Origin of the sequence: Acinetobacter sp. WU_MDCI_Abxe161 (genome assembly GCF_025514355.1) — a bacterium.
Classification (GTDB): domain Bacteria; phylum Pseudomonadota; class Gammaproteobacteria; order Pseudomonadales; family Moraxellaceae; genus Acinetobacter; species Acinetobacter pittii_E.
Map to the genome: position 1 here is coordinate 56,737 of NZ_JAHPTU010000013.1, position 20,223 is coordinate 76,959.

19 protein-coding genes and 1 pseudogene are annotated in these 20,223 nt (G+C 37.1%); 12 read left to right on the top strand and 8 right to left on the bottom strand.

Annotated elements, in window-relative coordinates; all coding sequences use genetic code 11:
- Positions 1-118 precede the first annotated feature (118 nt).
- The 6 genes from KTI78_RS17675 to KTI78_RS14200 all read left to right on the top strand — a co-directional run bounded on the left by KTI78_RS17675 (position 119) and on the right by KTI78_RS14200 (position 7,204).
- A complete protein-coding gene (locus KTI78_RS17675; protein WP_016141537.1) occupies positions 119-1,585 on the top strand; it encodes a TolC family protein in 1,467 nt (488 codons plus the stop codon).
- Positions 1,582-3,723, top strand: coding sequence for a type I secretion system permease/ATPase (locus tag KTI78_RS14180; protein ID WP_016141536.1), 2,142 nt, complete (start codon positions 1,582-1,584; stop codon positions 3,721-3,723). The genes KTI78_RS17675 and KTI78_RS14180 overlap by 4 nt, the downstream gene beginning before the upstream one ends.
- A complete protein-coding gene (locus KTI78_RS14185; RefSeq protein ID WP_016141535.1) occupies positions 3,720-4,910 on the top strand; it encodes an HlyD family efflux transporter periplasmic adaptor subunit in 1,191 nt (396 codons plus the stop codon). Before KTI78_RS14180 ends, KTI78_RS14185 begins: the two co-directional genes overlap by 4 nt.
- 92 nt (positions 4,911-5,002) lie before the next feature.
- Positions 5,003-5,602, top strand: coding sequence for an IMPACT family protein (locus KTI78_RS14190; protein ID WP_224992517.1), 600 nt, complete (start codon positions 5,003-5,005; stop codon positions 5,600-5,602).
- Positions 5,595-6,206 (top strand): DapH/DapD/GlmU-related protein, encoded by a 612-nt coding sequence (locus tag KTI78_RS14195; protein ID WP_262446463.1) that lies wholly within the window; start codon positions 5,595-5,597, stop codon positions 6,204-6,206. Before KTI78_RS14190 ends, KTI78_RS14195 begins: the two co-directional genes overlap by 8 nt.
- A 155-nt stretch (positions 6,207-6,361) precedes the next feature.
- The gene (locus tag KTI78_RS14200) at positions 6,362-7,204 is read left to right on the top strand and encodes a universal stress protein (protein ID WP_002115820.1); all 843 of its coding nucleotides are present in this window, start codon (positions 6,362-6,364) and stop codon (positions 7,202-7,204) included.
- Between the two features lie 116 nt (positions 7,205-7,320).
- On the opposite strand, the gene KTI78_RS14205 is transcribed toward KTI78_RS14200, so the two are convergent.
- The 5 genes from KTI78_RS14205 to mutS all read right to left on the bottom strand — a co-directional run bounded on the left by KTI78_RS14205 (position 7,321) and on the right by mutS (position 12,880).
- The gene (locus tag KTI78_RS14205; protein WP_239969077.1) at positions 7,321-7,989 is read right to left on the bottom strand and encodes an O-methyltransferase; all 669 of its coding nucleotides are present in this window, start codon (positions 7,987-7,989) and stop codon (positions 7,321-7,323) included.
- Between the two features lie 138 nt (positions 7,990-8,127).
- Positions 8,128-8,850, bottom strand: coding sequence for a D-Ala-D-Ala carboxypeptidase family metallohydrolase (locus KTI78_RS14210; RefSeq protein WP_239969079.1), 723 nt, complete (start codon positions 8,848-8,850; stop codon positions 8,128-8,130).
- A gap of 130 nt (positions 8,851-8,980) precedes the next feature.
- Positions 8,981-9,304 (bottom strand): ferredoxin FdxA, encoded by a 324-nt coding sequence (gene fdxA, locus KTI78_RS14215; protein WP_003650851.1) that lies wholly within the window; start codon positions 9,302-9,304, stop codon positions 8,981-8,983.
- A 344-nt stretch (positions 9,305-9,648) separates the two neighbouring features.
- Complete coding sequence (locus KTI78_RS14220) at positions 9,649-10,179, bottom strand: GNAT family N-acetyltransferase (RefSeq protein ID WP_224992520.1); 531 nt, start codon at positions 10,177-10,179, stop codon at positions 9,649-9,651.
- Between the two features lie 61 nt (positions 10,180-10,240).
- The gene (gene mutS, locus KTI78_RS14225; RefSeq protein WP_262446466.1) at positions 10,241-12,880 is read right to left on the bottom strand and encodes a DNA mismatch repair protein MutS; all 2,640 of its coding nucleotides are present in this window, start codon (positions 12,878-12,880) and stop codon (positions 10,241-10,243) included.
- A 724-nt stretch (positions 12,881-13,604) separates the two neighbouring features.
- On the opposite strand from mutS, the gene KTI78_RS14230 reads away from it, so the two are divergent.
- The 3 genes from KTI78_RS14230 to KTI78_RS14240 all read left to right on the top strand — a co-directional run bounded on the left by KTI78_RS14230 (position 13,605) and on the right by KTI78_RS14240 (position 15,012).
- Complete coding sequence (locus tag KTI78_RS14230) at positions 13,605-14,063, top strand: hypothetical protein (RefSeq protein WP_224992560.1); 459 nt, start codon at positions 13,605-13,607, stop codon at positions 14,061-14,063.
- Positions 14,064-14,188: 125 nt separating this feature from the next.
- The gene (locus tag KTI78_RS14235) at positions 14,189-14,503 is read left to right on the top strand and encodes a hypothetical protein (RefSeq protein WP_016141526.1); all 315 of its coding nucleotides are present in this window, start codon (positions 14,189-14,191) and stop codon (positions 14,501-14,503) included.
- 284 nt (positions 14,504-14,787) lie between these two features.
- A complete protein-coding gene (locus KTI78_RS14240) occupies positions 14,788-15,012 on the top strand; it encodes a hypothetical protein (RefSeq protein ID WP_262446468.1) in 225 nt (74 codons plus the stop codon).
- Positions 15,013-15,062: 50 nt separating this feature from the next.
- On the opposite strand, the gene KTI78_RS14245 is transcribed toward KTI78_RS14240, so the two are convergent.
- Together KTI78_RS14245 and KTI78_RS14250 are read right to left on the bottom strand one after the other, a co-directional pair.
- Positions 15,063-16,091 (bottom strand): MerR family transcriptional regulator, encoded by a 1,029-nt coding sequence (locus KTI78_RS14245; protein ID WP_262446469.1) that lies wholly within the window; start codon positions 16,089-16,091, stop codon positions 15,063-15,065.
- A gap of 184 nt (positions 16,092-16,275) precedes the next feature.
- Positions 16,276-16,383 (bottom strand): annotated as a pseudogene (locus KTI78_RS14250) (DUF1826 domain-containing protein); the annotation flags it as partial.
- Between the two features lie 716 nt (positions 16,384-17,099).
- Here KTI78_RS14250 and KTI78_RS14255 point away from each other — a divergent pair.
- From KTI78_RS14255 to KTI78_RS14265, 3 genes are all read left to right on the top strand, one after another.
- Positions 17,100-17,327 carry a hypothetical protein gene (locus tag KTI78_RS14255; protein WP_262446470.1) on the top strand — a complete coding sequence of 76 codons (228 nt, stop codon included), beginning with the start codon at positions 17,100-17,102 and terminating at the stop codon, positions 17,325-17,327.
- 266 nt (positions 17,328-17,593) lie between these two features.
- Positions 17,594-18,718, top strand: a complete 1,125-nt coding sequence (locus KTI78_RS14260; protein ID WP_262446471.1) for an LLM class flavin-dependent oxidoreductase — start codon at positions 17,594-17,596, stop codon at positions 18,716-18,718.
- Positions 18,719-19,085: 367 nt separating this feature from the next.
- Positions 19,086-19,412 (top strand): hypothetical protein, encoded by a 327-nt coding sequence (locus KTI78_RS14265; RefSeq protein WP_262446472.1) that lies wholly within the window; start codon positions 19,086-19,088, stop codon positions 19,410-19,412.
- A gap of 170 nt (positions 19,413-19,582) precedes the next feature.
- On the opposite strand, the gene KTI78_RS14270 is transcribed toward KTI78_RS14265, so the two are convergent.
- A complete protein-coding gene (locus KTI78_RS14270) occupies positions 19,583-20,215 on the bottom strand; it encodes an HAD family hydrolase (RefSeq protein ID WP_262446473.1) in 633 nt (210 codons plus the stop codon).
- Positions 20,216-20,223 lie beyond the last annotated feature (8 nt).

A 20,223-nucleotide genomic window follows, 5' to 3' on the forward strand; every position in this document is an offset into this window, starting at 1 on the left:
TGTAGAATGTAGAAGCTTTTAAACGATAACAAACAAGATCAACAAGACAAGCATGATTGGATATAACCAGAGAAGAGTAAAAAGGACATGTAAAAAGCCGGCTTTCCTGAAAGGGTTGATGCTTTTAACTACATTGCATGTACCTATGGTGATATATGCCGCTAAACCAAGTGAGCAATATCACACATTGAAAAACAACTTATCGCAGCTTTTTACCCCTAAAAGTAGTGATGAATTTAAAGTTGCTAAAATGCAAGAGCTGAGTAATTTTAAGCTAGATCGTTCTAGAGTTCAGGAGTTTCCGACTGTTCAACTCAATGATCGAGCAGCTTCATCTTATTCAACTCTGCCATCAAGGAAAATGACGTTGCAGGAAGCGGTGAGAATCGCAATCCAGCGTAACCCTGATATTTCCCAAGCCATTTCAACTTTAGCTGGCCAAAACGCCGGTATTGATGTTGCAAAGGCGGGTTATTACCCTCAAATTTCAGGTGGTATTACCACAGGTGACTTGAGCAGTGGTGAGCGTGGTCGGCAGTTATTGACTTTAAATGCAACTCAAATGCTCTATGATTTTGGTAAAGTGAAATCAGGTGTATCGGTTGAGAAGGCTAAGCTGCAAGTCGAGCAGGCCAATGTTCTGGTCAGCATTGATGATATTGCACTTGATGTTGCACAGTCGATTATCAATATTCAGCGCTATCTTCAGTTAAATAAAATTGCCGAACAGCAAATTGCAGGTATTCAGCGAATTCAGGAAATCGCTAATTTACGTGCAAATGCCGGTATTAGTAGCCAAGCCGATCCAATTCAAGCCCAATCTTATTTGCAAGCTGCTCAGTCTGGTCTGATTGCTCAGCAATCATTGTTACGTCAATATCAGCAGCATTTAAGAACATTATTGGGTGGCGATGTTTCTCGAACGGGATGGATTATTTCAGATGATTTGGTGAAAGTATCTGATTTATATGGTGAGCCTCAGTTTAATACCATTCCAAAAATGATCGCAGCTCAAGCGGGTATTGAAGTCGCTAAAGCGCAAAAAGAGCAGACCCGTTTAACACGTTATCCAACTTTGGCAGTCAAAGGTTCTTTGAGTCAGGCCATTAATGGCAAAAATCCAAATAATGATGAAGACGATGGTCTGTATAGTTCGGTCATGCTTGAAGCAACCAGTCAGTTTTATCAAGGTGGAGCAGTTTCTTCTCAGGTAAAAATGGCGAGTTATGCAGAAGAAGCCGCTAAATCTAAAGTGAATTCTGTTTATCTGGATGTTCTCGATCAGATCAGAACCAGCCGTGAGCAAATTGAAAATAAACAACGACAAATGCAGGTTTTAGCAAATCGCCAAGCAACGACAGTTCGTACACGTGAGCTTTATCAAGAACAGTACAAACTCGGTACACGTTCATTGGTCGATTTATTAAATGCCGAACAAGCGATTCATAGTGCTAATTCAGAACTCGAAACTGCACGTTATGATATTTACAGCAGTATTGTTCAGTACATTGCAGCAACAGGACGTTCTCGCCAAGCTTATGACTTAAATAATATTTCAATTCAGGGGTTCGAAGTACAACCATGATGACAAAAATAAACTACCAGCCCTGGTTACAGGCAGTCTTGACGATTGCTAAACATTATAGAATTGAGCCTTCAGAAGAAAGAATTCGTTTACAACTTGACTGGAACCAAAATCAAAATCTTGATGATGTTTTACAGCTCATTACACGTCAAGTTGGACTCAATTTACGTAAAGTGCCATTTTCTTTAGAGTTGCTCAACCCATGGCGTTTACCTGTCATGGTCGAGTTCAATGACGGTCAAGTCGGTGTAATTGATAAAGCTGATACTCAAGGAAACGTCAGTATTCAGTTTAGTGGAGATCATGGCCTTTCTCAAAATTTAAGCTTAGATGTCTTAAAAACTACAATTAAGAATGTCTATATTCTGCGCCCTGAAACCTCTATTCCCGATGCGCGTATTGATGAATATATCAAGCCATATGAAGCGAGCTGGTTCTGGTCAATCGTTCTAAGAGACTGGAAACGCTACGTTGATATTATGTTTGCCTCACTCATTGCCAATGTGTTGGCACTGGCAACCATTATTTTCTCAATGCAAGTGTATGACCGCGTTGTACCTTCACAGTCTATTCCGACTTTATGGGTACTGGCAGGTGGTGTACTGATTGCAGCTCTTTTTGAGTTTACCTTACGTATATCGCGAGTGTATTTGTCCGATATTATTGGTAAACGTGCTGACTTACGTGTTTCTGATCGTGTATTTGGTCATGCCTTACGCATCAAAAATAAAGACCGTTCAAAATCTACCGGTAGTTTTATTTCCCAGATTCGTGAACTCGAAGGGGTTCGTGAATTGGTGACATCAACCACCATTAGTGCAATTGCCGATTTCCCATTCTTTTTCCTGTTCCTAATAATCTTTGCCATTATTGGTGGAAAACTGTTTTGGGTGATGTTGCTGGTTGTGCCTCTTATGCTTTTGCCGGGTATTCTGGCGCAGAAGAAACTAGCGCAACTCGCACAAGAAGGTATGAGAGAATCCTCAATCCGTAACGCGATTCTTGTTGAAGCGGTACAAGGTATTGAAGATATCAAACTATTACGTGCTGAGTCTCGTTTCCAAAACCAGTGGAACCACATGAACGAAGTTTCCGCCGATATCGGGATGAGACAGCGTAAAATTGTTGGGACCTTAATGGCATGGACTCAAATGCTTCAAGGCTTGACCTATGCAATTGTGGTGTTAGTGGGATGTTTTGCCGTGATGGACGGTGAAATGACTACGGGTGCTTTAGTTGCGTGTTCAATTTTATCTTCACGTATGTTAGGCCCGGTTGCACAAATTACAGGTGTGTTAGGTCGTTTACAGCAAGCGAAAGTTGCAAAACAAAGTCTTGATGAACTCATGCAACGCCCGATCGATCAGGCGGACCGTTCGCATCTGGTACATAAAGCTGTTTTAAATGGCGACTATGAATTAAAAAATGTCTTGTTCCAATATGGAGAAGAAGACCCGAAACCAAGTTTGGCCATTCGCCATTTAAAAATTCGTGCTGGTGAAAAAATTGCAATCTTAGGCCGTAATGGTGCAGGTAAATCGACACTGCTTCAGCTTCTATCTGGTATGCAAGTTCCAACTCAAGGTGCAGTGCACTTAGATGGTCTTGATCTTTCTTTAATTGACCCATCTGATGTACGCCGTGATATGGGCCTACTCAACCAAAATGCACATCTTTTCTACGGTACGATTCGTGAAAACCTCACTTTAGGTGCACCACTTGCAACAGATGAAGATATTCTTCGTGCTTTGGTGGTGACGGGTGCATTACCTTTTGTTCAAGAGAAAAAAGAAGGGCTAGATCATCTGATTTTAGAAGGTGGTGTTGGTTTCTCTGGTGGTCAGAAACAAGCATTGTTACTGGCACGTCTATTGATTCGTCAACCTAACATTCTACTGCTGGATGAACCGACAGCAGCGATTGATGATGTGGCAGAGAAACAACTGATTGATCATTTAAAAGTTTGGCTAGCACATCGTACTTTGGTCGTTGCGACCCACCGCCGAGCTGTTTTAGATCTGGTGGACCGTATTATTGTCGTTAACGAAGGCAAAATCGTGATGGATGGTCCAAGAGATCAGGTCCTTAATCAATCAACAGCCCAACAAAAACAAGTGAGCCAAGGGGGTAATTCATGAGCGAACAACAACAAGAACTCACCCGTTCAATGAATGTCTCTTATAGTGAGCCACCATTACCACGTGCCAGTTTAGTAATCTGGATTGTGGGAATCGGTTTAGTTATTTTCTTTATCTGGGCATGGGTATTTAAACTTGAAGAAGTTTCTACCGGTACGGGTAAAGTGATTCCATCATCTAAAGAACAGGTCATCCAGTCTTTAGAAGGTGGTATTTTAACCAAGCTGAATGTACAAGAAGGCGACATTGTTCAAAAAGGACAAATTCTTGCGCAGCTTGATCCAACCCGTTTTGCGTCAAATGTCGGTGAATCAAGATCTTTACTGATCTCTGCTCAAGCGACAGCAGCGCGTTTGCGTGCGGAAGTAAATGGTACACCTTTGGTTTTCCCTGAAATTGTGATGAAAGAACCAAAGCTTGTACAAGAAGAAACAGCGCTATACCGCTCGCGTCGCGCTGATCTTGAGCAAACGCTTGCAGGTTTAAGACAGGCTTTACAACTGGTGCAACAAGAACTGGCAATGACAGAGCCGTTAGTTGCAAAAGGTGCAGCAAGTGAGGTCGAGGTTTTACGTCTACGCCGTGAAGCAAATGATCTGCAAAACAAAATGAATGATGCGCAGAACCAGTATTATGTGAAAGCACGTGAAGAGCTATCTAAAGCTACGACTGATAGTAAAACACAGCAACAAATCGTACTGGGCCGTAGTGACAGTTTAGATCGTGCAGTGTTTAGAGCGCCGGTACGAGGGGTTGTAAAAGAAATTGCGGTGACTACGCATGGTGGTGTTATTCCACAAAACGGTAAACTGATGACGATTGTACCAATCGATGAGCAACTGCTGATTGAAGCGCGTATTTTGCCGCGTGACATTGCCTTTATTCGTCCGGGACAAGAAGCTCTGGTTAAGATTACTGCCTACGATTACTCAATTTATGGTGGTTTAAAAGGTAAAGTTACGGTTATTTCACCAGACACGATTCGTGATGAGGTTAAACAAGACCAATTCTATTACCGTGTTTATATCCGCACTGATTCTGACAAGCTTTATAATAAAGAAGGTAAAGCATTTGGAATTACGCCGGGTATGGTGGCAACAGTAGATATTCGTACTGGTGAAAAAACAGTACTGGATTACTTACTTAAACCATTTAATAAAGCCAAAGAAGCATTACGAGAAAGATAATAAAAAAAGCCCCGAGATTCGGGGCTTTTTTATGGGTTTGATTCTTTTAAATTCACGTTATAATTTGATTTTTATTATGCTTTATTTAATTTATGGCTTTTACGATTGCATCACAGATTACATTTGAAGAAGAAATTAAAAAAAGCAGATTTCAGGCCATCGCTGCGCCAGTCGAAAATGAACAGCAAGTTAAAGAATTTTTAGAATATAACAAAGATATCTCGACCACTCACCAATGTTGGGCATGGAAAATTGGGCATAACGTACGCTTTAACGATGACGGTGAACCGTCAGGAACAGCAGGGCGTCCAATCTTGGCAACTATTGAAGGGAATGACTTAACCAATATTATTGTGATGGTTAACCGTTGGTATGGTGGAATAAAACTAGGAACAGGCGGCCTTGTTAGAGCATATGGGGGTTGTGCTGGACAATGTTTACTGTTGGCTGAACGCATTGAACTCATTGCGAAAAAGACAATTTACTTTTCTTGCCATTTTAATGAATGGGCGATCTTCCAATATGAGCTGACTCAACAACAAATTGAATATCAGGAAACTTACACAGCAACGGGTGTAGATATTGAGGCACGATTACAAATACATCAAATTGAACCGCTGGCGTTAAAACTTAGAGATGTAACCCGTGGTCGTGAAGAATTAAAAATAGAAGAGGAATTAACAGATGACTGATTCCTTATTGAAATATCGTGAGCAACATAAGCATCGCTTAAACTATATGCCATGGTTATATTGGAGTTTAAAACCTAAAAATCGTGCTTGGGCTAAAGAGTGGCAAAAAGAATATCAAGCCTATTTAATGGATATGGAAACCGTTGAGATTGGTGAAAATTGTTTTATTTCACCCTTAGCACACATTTTTGCTGAGCCGGGGCGCAAAATTATCATTGGTGATAATAGTTTTATTGCGGCTGATTGCACATTACATGGACCGCTTGAAATCGGTAACGAAGTCGCGATTAATCATCATTGTATTTTAGATGGTGGACGAGCTGGCATAAAATTGCATGATCAAGTTCGAATTGCAGCATATTGTCACTTATATGCGTTTGATCATGGGATGCAATTAGACCGCCCGCTTTACCAACAGCCTGTCACTTCTAAAGGAATTGAAATTGAGCAGGACGTTTGGTTGGGTGCACATGTGGGGATCAAAGACGGTATAAAAATCGGTAAACATGCTGTGGTCGGGATGAATAGTATGGTGACCAAGAATGTTGAGCCCTACCATATTATCGGTGGGAATCCCGCAAAATTTATTCGCTTAAGAGAATAATGCAGTTTTAAGAATGTAATAAAATGTTTGATCTTTAAACAAAAAAGTTGGTTTTTATACATAAACCTTAACATACCAATTTTTATCTATGTTAAGTTAAAGCTAAGTTTTAATAATAATCTCCAAGGCAATAGACCTGAAGAAGAGAGGCTAACATGAACCGTGTTATTGCGTGTATTGACTCATCACCGTGTATTAATGCTATTGCAGATGCAGCAGCATGGGTTGCTAAAGCAACCGGACGGGAACTTGTATTATTACAAATTCTGGACTATTACCCAGCCAGTTATCATCTTGGTGAAATTAGTGGGGTAATCGGCTTTGAAAGCAATGCAATGCTGCTAAAAGAGTTAGCTGAGCTAGAGCAAAAACAAAGTGAACTCGCATTAGACTATAGCAATAATTTACTTCGTCACATTTCTGATCTTATTCAAGAAAAACACGGAATTACCAGTTCAAAAATCCAAGAAAAAGGTGATTTTTTAGAACAAAGTTTTAATCTCTTACATGAAAATGATATCGTCATTTTAGGTCGAGTCGGGGAAAGAGCCGCCGAAAAACATAAACCAATTGGTAGTAATGTCGAGAACTTCATCCGCGGTGCGAACTGTACAGTTTTGACGATTGGTGAAAACTTTAAAGTCCCAACCCGATTTATCTTTGCTTATGAATACTCGCCAACATGCCAAAAAATGATGCGCCGTATTGCTCAAAGTGATTTATTGCGAACACTGCAATGTCATTTAGTGTATGTAGGTGATCATCCAGAAATATTAAATGAACCTGAGCATTATCTTAAACAAGCGGGTTTAGATGTAGTTACCGTTTATCGTTATGGTGATGTCGCGCAGAATATTCTAGAGTATCAACAAGAGCACGGTATTCAGATCATTGTGCTAGGGGCATTTAGCCATAGCAAAATTCACCAGTTCTTCTTGGGAAGTATTGCGACAACCATATTCCGAAACGCGACTGTACCGTTATTAGTAGCTAAATGATGAGATTTGCATATAGTTATCCGCAAATCTTGTGGATAACTATATGGAAAAGCAACAGTAATAAAAGTAATTAATTGATTATAAATAATAAAATAAAAAAGATGATTTTTTAACCATTATTTCACAATTGCAATTGCGAAGCCATCATGACCTTTTGAGCCAACCGTTTGCAGAGCTGTACAAGACAGAATTTTTGGATGATTTTCTAAGGCTTTAAACATTTCACGGATGCCTTCAATACTCGGTTTTTTATTCTCAGGATTTAAAATATCACCTGCACGAATTACATTATCGAGCACGATAATGGTGCCAGATCTCGAAAATTTCAAACTCAATTCTAAATATTCAGGATAACCCTGTTTATCTGCATCAATGAAAATAAAATCAAAAGGTTCGATAGATTCAGGCTCAATTGCAGAGAGGATATCGGCGGCACGGCCAGCTCGAAGGTCGACTTTTACCGGAAGATTGGCGTGATCGATATTTTTTTGAGCCATTTCTGCATGAGTCGCACGGCCTTCTATTGTGAGTAAATAACCGTCTTCAGGTAATGCACGGCCTAACCAGATGGTACTGTATGCAGCAAAGGTTCCGATTTCTAAGACTCGTTTGCATTTATTCATTTGAATAAGCATCTGCAAGAACATTCCTTGGTTAGGAGCCACTGCAAGATGATTTGAAAAGCCGTGTTCGTCGGTATTCTTTAATGCATATTCGAGTCGCGGGTCTTCGGGAATTAAATGTGAATCGATATATTGGTCAATGTCTGTCCACATCTGCTGCATAATCAAATTTACCTATATGTTGATCGAGCTATTTTAAACGTTTATGCATAGAGTGCAAAAATCTTCGTTTCAAGAAATTTTGGTTGATTGGGAAATGAACAATAAAAAAACTCCTTTCGGTTGAAAGGAGTTTTTTTATTAGAAATTACACATTGAACTGTTTCGGGTGAGGTCAGGGCCCCAAGTACGATAGCCTTGTGTATCGATATGAATCTGTCCTGAGCTATATAAGCCAATACCCATATTTAAGCTTTGACCATGCTGAGCCCAGAATTGACAAAGTTTAAACTTGGTATTTTCGATAAATGCATAATCTTGAGCTTGTGGAAACTCAGGACCAATACGGAAATCGATTGCCGAGTTAAATAAATGTTTAGATGAGCTTGCGCCACCCGCACATTCATTTAAAGGTAAATCTCGATAAACCGAAGTTACTTCAAAGTCAGTGAGAACTTTTGCTGCCACTAAATATTTAAATACGCGTAGGGTCGATAAAGAATTTCCCCATAGTTCGCGGTTAGGCACAGCATATTCTGAACGTCCACATTTTTGCCAATCACGTGCTGAGCGTAATAGCTCAAAGCTTGGCACAATACCTGCGACATTGTTTCGGGTTAAGAAATTTTCGTACTCACGAACACGCTGGTAATTTTCACCAGAACTTAACCAGTTTCGATAAGATGCAGGCTCAACTTTAGGGCGAATTGGGCGCTCGATAATAACGCGCTCTTGTGGAATAAAAATTCGTTTACCACTTGGAGAGGTTTTGCCTGTTGTTGTGTGTTGGGGAGAGCTGACACAACCTACCATAACCGCTGGGATTATGCATAAAGGTACCAAACTCTGCAAAAACTTCCGCATAAGAAAAATTAAGCACTTATAAATATTGCGGCTATTTTAATGCAAAACAGTGCACAAATTACGAGGAATTTGCAATGAAATGTTTGAATAGGGTATAAAAAAGATCAGCGGTTGCTGATCTTTTTTGAAATTACTTTTCAAGATATTGTAATTTATCAGGTTTGCCGTTCCATTCTTCACGGTCAGCTGGTTGGTCACCAATTTGAGTAATGTTAGGCCATTTTTGAGAAAGATCAGCATTTAATTCAATAAACACTTCTTGACCTTCTGGTAACTCATCTTCAGAGAAAATTGCATTTGCTGGGCACTCTGGTTCACATAATGCACAGTCAATACATTCATCCGGATTAATCACTAGGAAATTCGGACCTTCGTAAAAACAGTCAACAGGACAAACTTCTACGCAATCTTGGTATTTACATTTAATACAATTTTCAGTGACAACAAAGGTCATGGCGACAGCTACCTAAAAAATATGGTTTCATTTCGAATAGCTTATTTTAGGCAAAAAAGGGGTAAACAAACAATTGCTTTTATTGATATTCTTTATTCATGCATATGAAGATAAGTTAACACGTTGATAATCAAACAGATCTTCGAGGCTTAGGAGTTGTGAAACTATAAAATTAAAATAATAATATATTTTATAAAACAATAACTTAAAAAATATTTTATTTAATTATTTAGATGTCATTTAAGTCAAGGCATCTATTTTAATAAATACCTTAACTTTTCATTTTTCTTTCATAAATTTTGATTTTCTGCTTTTTTTGTTGAATAGCCCTTAAATTTTTAGCGCTAAACGTTACATAGTAAATGGATATCTTCGGGTTCAAGCTGCCAAAGTTGTTGATCTGGAGCACTTAATGGTTGCGCGCCATGCTTCATATAGAAGTCTACAGTGCGCCGACTTGGAGTTGCTGAAATATACAGTTGGTTTGCACCGAGTTGCTTGGCGGACTCTTTTGCGGCTTGCATAAGCTTAGCACCAATGCCTTGACCTTGCTGGTCTGCATCGACATAGAAATAGTGGAGTAATTTAGCATGAGGATAGTCTGCTATAACTTGGTTTGACACCACACTCACACCAACGAGTTTTTCATGGGCATCAAATGCACCTACAAATATTGAACCTTGTGCAAAGAGTTGTTTGAGCTTAGGTGGGTCATTTTCTAAATGATATGAATCCCAATATTGAACATCAAAAAAACAATCAACCAATTCTAGCTGCTGTTGATTTTGAATATACATTTGAGTAATTAACTCACGGCGGCTAATCTGCTGCCAAATAAGATCAATTTCTGAATGTTGTAGAGATCTTAAGATCATATAAATATTATTCTCCGATATGAATAAGCAGACCTAAGCCTGCTTATTCGGAAGTGCTTTATCAAGATTTGAGTGCAGCTTTCAACTCATAGAGTTGTTCAAGCGCCTGACGAGGCGATAAATTATCGACTTCAATTTGCTTAAGTAAATCTAGAGCAGGGGATGAAACTTCGATCTCGACAACTTTCTCTATGATTTGTGAACCAGAGTTTGCATCTGGTGGAGCAAACAAATCATTTTGGAAACTGGTTTGTAGATGTTGCTGCTGCTGTTTCTCTAAGATACGCAAACGCTTCTGCGCTTCTTTAATAACATTGGCAGGAATACCGGCTAATTTTGCGACTTGTAAACCATGACTTTGACTCGCAGGGCCTTGCTGAACCTTATGCAATAAAATCAGGTTGCCGTTAAGCTCTTGCGCTGTCACATGATAATTATCGATTCCTGCTTCACTACCTAGCTCGGTTAACTCGAAATAATGAGTGGCAAATAAACATAAACATTTTACACGTTTAGTTAAATCAACTACGCATGCCCATGCTAAAGATAAACCGTCATAGGTACTAGTTCCGCGGCCCACCTCATCCATTAAAACCAGCGATTGATTGGTCGCATGGTGCAGAATTTGCGAAGTTTCGGTCATCTCAACCATAAAGGTAGATTTGCCTGTAGATAAATCATCGGCTGAACCAATACGGGTAAAGATTCGGTCAATTGGACCAAGTTTGACTGCTTTCGCCGGAACATAGCTACCGCAATAAGCAAGCAAACTGATTAATGCTGTTTGTCGCATGAAGGTTGATTTACCGCCCATGTTTGGACCGGTAATAATCGCCATACGGTGCTGGGCATCAAGGAAAGTATCATTTGGGGTAAATGGTGCTTTATTTAATGCTTCAACAACAGGATGACGACCTGCCTTAATTTTAATGCCTGTTTCCGGTGTAAATTCAGGGCGTGCCCAATTGTTTAAACGTGCTTGATGGGCAAAGTTTGCAATTACATCAATTTGAGCAATTGCTGAACTCATCATTTGTAGATGGGCAATATTTTCACGAAGATTTTCAAGTAAAGCTTCGAATAATGCTTTTTCACGTGAGAGTGCACGTGACTCGCTCGATAGAACCTTATCTTCAAAACTCTTTAGCTCAGGGGTAATGTAGCGTTCAGCATTCTTTAAAGTTTGACGACGGATATAGTCGGCTGGCGCTTGCTCTGCTTGAGCGCGAGTGAGTTCGATGTAATAACCACTTACACGGTTATAACCGATTTTAAGGGTATTAATGCCTGTACGTTCACGCTCTTTAATTTCTAAGTCAATTAAGAATTGACCTGCATGATCGCGAATTTGACGTAATTCGTCGAGCTCAGCATCATATCCTTCTGCAATTACATTACCATCACGAAGTAATACAGGAGGATTTTCAACAATCGCTGCCATTAAGTGTTGATGAAGCGCTTTAAAATCTCCAAGTTCTTGATCAAGTTGAACTAATAACTTAGATTTTTTTGCTTGAATGACTGGTGTTAACGCCGTTCTTAAAGCTGGAATTTGTGCACATGCGTGACGAAGTTGCACTAAATCACGTGGTCGCGCACTACCTAATGCAACACGGCTAAGTACACGTTCAATATCACCAATTTCTTTAAGCACTAAACGAACCGGGTTTTCGTGATATCCCTGAATGAGTTGCTCAATCGCATCTAAACGCGCATCTAGTAATGCAGTATCACGTACAGGTTGCATCAGTGTACGGCTGAGTAGACGGCCACCCATTGCAGTTTGGCAGTCATTTACCAGTTGGAATAATGAGGTGCCGTGTTCAAATAATGGCTCGATAATTTCTAGGTTACGGCGCGTGATTGGGTCGAGCGCAATAAAGTCGGTACTTTGTTCAAGTTGGATTGAACGAATATGCGGTAATGCAGTTTTTTGCGTTTCTTTTGCATAGTGAATGAGTGCAGCGGCAGCAGCTTTAGCTAAAGGTAATGGGTCTAAACCAAAACCTGAAAGTGTTGATACCGTAAACTGATCACATAAAGTCTTTTGCGCATTATTTAGATTGAAATCTACATTTGGGCGTTTAGTAACCGGGCAATCTAAGTGTTTTTTAATCTGTTCGATAATATTGGTATCGACCAAGTCTTCATCAATCAAGATTTCACTTGGCATTAAACGCGCAAGCTCGATAGGTAATTGTTCTGGCTTGTAATCTTGTTGTTGAACTTTAAAAATACCCGCGCTCAAGTCGAGTAAAGCAAAACCAATCTGGTTTTGATGAATGCACAAGGAAACGAGATTAGATGATTGATAACTGCTGAGTAATGCATCATCAGTTAATGTACCAGGGGTCAGAATACGGACAACTTTACGTTCAACAGGGCCTTTACCTGTCACTTCTCCAACTTGTTCGCAAATAGCGACAGTGCGCCCAGCTTTGACAAGACGAGCAAGATAACCTTCTGCCGAGTGATAGGGAACACCTGCCATTGGAATAGGTCGACCACTGGCTTTACCGCGATGGGTTAAAGTGATACCTAAAAGTTTGGCTGCTAAATGAGCGTCTTCAAAGAAGAGTTCATAAAAGTCACCCATACGGTAGAACAGCAACGCATGTTGATAGTCCGTTTTAACTTTGAGATATTGCTGCATCATAGGTGTATGAGAAGATAAGTCAGCCATGATTTCAGCGCTATTCATGTATGTTAAATCCTTAAATTTAAATAATAAATAAGTTAATTTTGAAAGTTTGGCTGTCCAACCAATTCTAACAACTTCTGTGCAAAACTGACCTAATGTAAGAAAAAAGTACACCTTTTCGTGTATCTTTTTATGTCAAAATTGAGTCAACAGTGTGTGAGAGCTTAACTTAAACTCTCACGGTTGCCATCTTAACAAATTGAGACTGATTGACAAAAAGGTTTCCTAAATTGAATGAGGAAATAAACAACAAAAAGAAGGCAACCTTTCAGCCCATGTAATAGATAATTCCTTAAAAGTAATGACCAAGTATTTTTATCTATAATTCGATTATCTATAGTACCAAAATTATTTTATGCATATTACATACCACATTTATAGTTAAAAAGAAGCTCATCGGAAGATGGGCTTTTTATGTCTATTGGCTTATAGGAAATTTTGAGTAAACATTTAAGTAAATAATTTTTTATTTTTACCAAAAAGTAAAATTAACTTGTTAAAAAATATTTCATTTTATCTCTATTCATCCATAAATTTTGCGGATTGGTTATCAAAACCATAATTTTTTTATGTGTTTTTTTTGAAAACTTACTTAAAGCTTTAATTACTTACATTCTGCTCTTATATACTTACTTTCTGATACATTTCTTGGGCCATAATCATACTTATAGAACAACGACTATTCATAATTTAGCACCTTATAACAATAGTACGGAGATAAGTAATGCCAAAGTATTTAGCTGTAGCAGAGAAAGTATATAAGAAGATTAAAAATGATGGCTTATACACTAATGACATTGCCGAGAACCTTAATTGTCTTATCAGCCAAATTAGAAAAGCCATTAAAGGGACAGAGTTTAAGCTCAAATATAACTATATTGATTTTGATGAGCTTTTAACCCGGCCGTTAAGTGAGTGTAAAGTTCAACTTGATTTAAGTGTTATGCCAAGATTTGAAAATGAAGGTGAGTATCTTCTTTGGTTAGCTGGTTTTATAGAACGAATCACAGAAGGAGGCAAAACTAAATTACCTCCTATTTCACAGTTTGTGCCGCCAGGTTTCAAGTTCTCTAATGATTCAATCCCTGTAGCGAAGGTTGTTCAAAAAGAAGAACATGCAGATATGATTATTAGTTATTTCAAATCCGAGGACTTTATTAAAACAAATAAAGTACCTTCATAAATTATAGAAGTGTCAGTCCATGATGCTTCTATATTCTGCTGATTTGTTTCAGCTACCGCCACTTGGGGCGGTTTTTTTTCAATAATGAGTATTAAAATTAAATATAGATAATGAAAGGTTAATAAATGGCAGATAAAGCAATTATAGATATTGCAAAAATTTTGGTCGCTCATCACTTTATTTTGAACAAAGAAAAATCATTTGATATAGAAAAAATTTTACTACCACTTATTGAGGGTTGGAGTGAATTTGGTGATAACGGACCAACTATAACCGTGGTTAGCGATTTAAAAGGTATTTCTTTTAAATCAGCGTCATTGAATAGTACTGTCGAGAACTTTGTTACTTGGAGTGAAGTACCAAATGGATCTGATCTTAAAGCTGTACTGGAATTTATAGAAAGTATTCTTCGGGAATATTTCTATAAAGATGAGGTTTAAAAGCTTCTCTGAGTTTTATGTAGCTTTCTATGAGAAGGAATTAAATTTTCTAAAAAAGTATGAAACATGTATTGAATTTATATATTTAAACTTTTAATATATATTTCATATATTACTGCGCTGAAAGTTTTTATTTTTGTGGCCCGTTTCTCTTATTGAGAAGCGGGTTTTTTAATATCTATAGTTTAAAAAGTTTAATTAACCATAAACATAGATCGAATTTTTTATTTTTTAGGAAAACTATATAACTCTTACAGCGCTTCTTTATTGTGGAGCAACTCCACGTGTATAGACCTAAAACTGGTGAAATCGCAAGTGATAACAATTGCGCGAGAAGGGCAACGGACAATCAATTTGTCAATTTTATATGGTCGGATAAAAATGGGAACAAGACTAAATTTGAACACTATAAAGGATGTATGGATGATTCTGGCAAGAAATTAAACCAGATTGTTGAGCAACTGCCTGCAAATTTAGGAATAGCAGAATTTATTAAAGGGCAAGGATAGCTCCCTTGGTTAAACCGCTCTTCTTATAAAAAGCGGCTTAACTTCTAAAACTAAGCATCACGCATTAATGCTGCCACTGCTTTTTCCAGAAATTGTAGAGTCACTGGTTTGAGCCAAGTTCCGTCAGCAAGGTTCGGTTCATTTTGCATTGCTTTACGGATTTTTTCTTGAGTACTTGGGTTTTTGCCAGCATAGCCTTGTAGCATAGAGAGCCATTGTTGTGCTAAACACTTTGCTCCCTCACTATCTGGTGGGACCTCGGCATCAATCAATTTTTCAATATCGACCAATAATTGAGGCCATTTTTTCATCTCACGGATGTAATTTTCTTTTAGAAAAGCAAACTCCTCGTCAGATAAATAATGGGCAAAAATACTCAGCTTACTCTCAGAAAAAGCTTTAAGTAAAAACTCAACGACTTCTGGCGTTACGCCTAATTTTTCCTGAAATTCAGGCTCGGCTGAGTTTATGGCATTTAGTTTAACTAACCATTCAGGGTTAGCTCGCGTATTGTGCTCAAGAGTTTTCATCCACTTTCGAGCTAGGTCTTGAGCTGCTTCACTATTAAATGCTTCGCCAGCATTAAATAGTGCGTTTGCTGCTTGAGTTAACTCTTGCCATTCTCGGTGGCTTTTAGTGCCTGTTTGTAAGAAAGTAAGTTTTTCAAGCTCTTCTTTTGTAAAATATTTCTCATACATTGCTATAAGCTCCAGAGTTTTTAGCCAATCCTCCAAACCAAGCTCTTCACCATTTATGATCTGAGATTTAAGCTTGCTGAGCTGATTTCGCAATTTCTGTTGCTCGGTCAACCTTCGATCAATTGCTTGAATCTGCTGATCAATAATAGGTAAAAGTGCAAGATTGGGGTCTTCAAGAACCGTATGGATTTCAGCTAACGACATTCCCAGTCCTCGTAATGCTTGAATCTGATGCAAACGAGTAATGTCTTTACGGGTATATAGTCGATAACCAGCATCGGAACGGACCGAAGGCTGAAGTAAACCGATATCGTCATAGTGATGAAGAGCACGGACAGTAAGTCCTGTTTGCTTAGCCAATTCACCAACTTTTAACAGCATCTTTTTAGCTCCTTCTTCCTTAGGTGTGTTTTATGCTAGGGGCTTACGTTACGTGAGGGTCAACTACTTTAATCATAATTTTTTATTGTTTTTACTTTTTCTTGGATAAAAATGACTTCATGTTATTCAACTAATAAATAGGCATTATATTTAAGTCATTAAAAGACTAAAACCACTAAAATATTTAATAAATCAACAGCAAACGACGCTCACCATCTTTTTCTAAAGACATTCGGTGAACAAAAGGCAAGACCTTCTGAAAGGGATGATTTATAGCTAAACGCCACAAATATAGTATTCGAAGCCTGTCAATATGGATTGTTTTATTGCTTATAAAATATACAAAAAACTTATGCGTTTATAACGATACATGTTGTATGAGACAAGAGTTAATTACTTAAAAATACAAAGAAATATAAGAAACAGGAACAAAACAAAAATTATAGTGATTCTTAAAGGATATATATTAAAAAAATTAAATTTATCTTTTTGAATTTATTAGGGTAAAGAGATTTATGAAAAAAATCATATTATTTTACCTTTACTTTTAAGTTAGTAACTGGGGGGGATTTATGTGGGTATAAAAAATATTCCCAAATACGATTTATTGATTACTGTACGTGTTATGTTCAGTAAAGCAGATAAATATGAATGTATAAATCGTTATCAGCTTAGTCTTTAATTTTCTCCCATATAAAACTTAATTACACAGTTTATGACTGTTTCATATCTTTATATATTATTTGGAAATTTTTATGAAATTTTTTTCTATGGTTTTTATATTTTGTTTTTTTTGCGGTTGTGCAGTTCAAAGTTCAAGAGTAACCAAAGAGACAAATGAATGTGTGCATTTTAAAAGCTTAATGACAGATCTGTTAGAACCTGCTGCATTAAATGCCTTACAAGAGGCATGCATAAATTCTAAAACTAGGAAAAAATAATTTTTATATTAATTATCTTTTTTGAAATCTAGAAAATATTTTATATGCTTGTATCAGGGAATAAATCATGAGAATGAAATTTACTGCATATAACCCAAATACTCGGGAAAAAATTAAATTAATTGAATATATGGTGGGAGATAGAATATATGGTCCTAGATGTTACTTTGGTGATGATTGCGGTAATTTTGTCTATAATCCAAAAGATAAAAAGTTATTTGAGGAAGGAGATTATTACTCGGCAATGGAAGTTGTCATCTCCCAAAAAGTTTATTATTTAATAGGAGAGTACTAAAAAATATATTATTTATTGGTTGAGCTTAATTAATTATTTTACTCAATTCGAAATAGTATTTTTAATTCCTTTAGAGTGACTTTTTTATTAGTTTTGAACTGAAGGGTTGTGTGTTTAACTTACTGATATTTTTTAATTTATATTTTAAAATTTTGTTGGTGGCTTTGTTTTTAGGTAAATTTTTAGAATAAGTAAATGAGTCTTCGTTTTATTTATTTGCTTAATTAACTATTTATATTTAAAAGATTTAATTAAAAGGAGTAATTATGTTTGATAATGACTTTAAAACATCTGAGACATTTAAATTAGGTATTTTTTCTTCAAATTGTTCTGGCGGAATGACTCCTTCTACACTTGATGATGGGTGGGAGGCGAGTTGGGATAAAAATTTAGAACTAGCACAAATGGCGGATAAAGCTGGAATTGATTTTATGTTGCCCGTAGCACGTTTCATTGGTTTAGGAGGCAAAAAAGATTTTCAAGGTTCCGTTTTAGATACAATTACTTGGGCAACTGCTTTGTTAGCTAAAACTGAGAAAATTAAAATTTTTACAACATTGCATACTTCCATGAATCATCCGATTATTGCTGCAAAGCAAATTGTGAGCATGGCCCAAATTGGTAAAGATCGCGTAGGTTTAAATATTGTAGCTGGATGGAATAAACCAGAATATGACGCATTAGGAATACATTTACCTAAAGATCACCCCACGAGATATCGTTATGCTCAAGAATGGTTTAATCTAATAAAAAAAATATGGGAAAGTAAAGAACCATTTGATTGGAATGGTGAATTCTTTCAAACAAAAGGATCATATGGAAAACCAAATTTAACCCTACTACCGCCCATTTTTAACGCAGCAGGTTCTAAAGAAGGCCGAGAATTTGCACTTAAAAATTCTGACTTTTTATTTACTCCTGTACATTTGAAGCTTGAAGATTCGTGTAAGGAAATTAAGCAGCTTAAAGATGAAGCAAAAACTTTAGGTAAAGTCATTAAAGTGCTTACAACTACACATATTATTTGCCGTCCTACAGAAGAGGAGGCGCAAGTGGAATGGAAGCGACAATTAGAAAATGCTGATTCACAAGCGGTCCAACATATTTTAGATACTTTGTTCGCTTTTTCAAAAGTCATGCCACCCGAACAAATTGCAAGTTTTCATGATCGTGTTGCAACTGCATTTGGTGGATTTCCAATTGTGGGAACTCCAGAACAAGTTGCGGAAGGTTTAGCATCACTAGAGGAAGCAGGTTTCTCGGGGTGTACGCTCTCTTTCTTCGACTATACAAAAGAGTTTCCATTTTTCCGTGATTATGTCATGCCGATATTAAAAGAAAGAGTCGTTTTGTCTTCATCTATAGAGCAAAGTCACCATTTTTCAAAATAGTATGAGGTTATACAGGTATGTAAGCAATTTTGTCATAATTAAATGAATATTAGTATTTAATTGTTTTTAAAAACAATATGTTAGTCTGTTGTTTTCTAAGAGGTTCACACCCTAAATAGAAAAGACTATTTTGATTGAGTATTTCTTTTACCTTTAAAATACCTGCCAATACAGGTGTTTTTTTGCTTGTAAAATATACAAAAAACTTATCTGGTTATAAAGGACCATGTTATACGAGACAAGGGGTAATTACTTAAAAATACAACGACTTATAAAAAAGGTGAACAAAACTAAAATTTTAATTATTTTTTGAAGTTATATATTAGCGAACTTAATTTTATGCTTCGATTTATTATGGAAAGTTATTTTGACTAAAAAACATATTTTTTTGTCTTTAGTTTTAGGTTTGGTTATTGGTTGCCCAGTCGGTTCTTTTGTATATGCAAAAACGCTTCCCAAACAAGATGATGTGGCTATTACTGCATGTGTAATAGTCAACAAAGCCGTGAAGTATGAAATGATGGATCTAGAGCAGGTCAAAGAGTTGGGCTGGATCACGGGGAGGCACTTAAAAACTGGCTATCCAGCTATAGCGAGTAAGTTTTTTATTCCTTCACAAAATTTAAATAATGATTTGGAAACGGTTAATTGTAGCGCCTTTTTAAAAGGCTTTAGTAGTGCAAAAAAATCATAATTTAATCAATATTTTGCAAAATATAGGCTGTACACTTTGGTGAATATTAAAAGTAAATTAATATCAATATTGCCTGAATGGCAAGCGTGTATTGTAATGATAAAAGAGAGTACAGGACTCTCTTTTATCTACAAATTATTTTTTAAACACTATATGTGGAAGAGTTGAAGTTAAAAACTCTCGAGCAAATTAATGAGATTAATCTGATCTAAAGATTGAATCACTTCGGTAGCTTGCAGATAGTTTTGTTGTTTAGACAAAGCATGTGGCCAACCATAAATATATTTAATCTCTGCCTGATGTGCAGCGGTAATTCCTAAATCAGTGTCTTCAATCACTATTGTTTGTTTAGGATCTGCCTCTAAAATATTTAGCATCTCAAGATATGGATCTGGATAGGGTTTTGTACGTGCAATATCGGTTCCAGAAATGAGCTGTATTTCTCCTCGTAAGTCTAATAAACCAAGATTTGATAAGCAGACCTCCCGAGGGGCTGTAGATACAAAGCCAAATGGGATCTGCTTCTTTTCTAAACTTGTGATGAAGTCTTGGATACCCGATCTTAAATATTTAGTATGTAACATACTATTATATATATCAGTAAGTTGAGCTGTTAGATCGAGATGCCTATGTTTTGGAATCCCTAAAGTATCTAAAGTTGCTTCTAAGCTCAGACCTATGAGTTGTTCAGCGTTAAAATTTTTAGCCTGTTCAGGAACCGCTTTTAAAAGTGTATCAAAATGGAGTTGTTCACTATCTACAATCACTCCATCAATATCAAAAATAATAGTCAGTTGAGTCATAATATAAT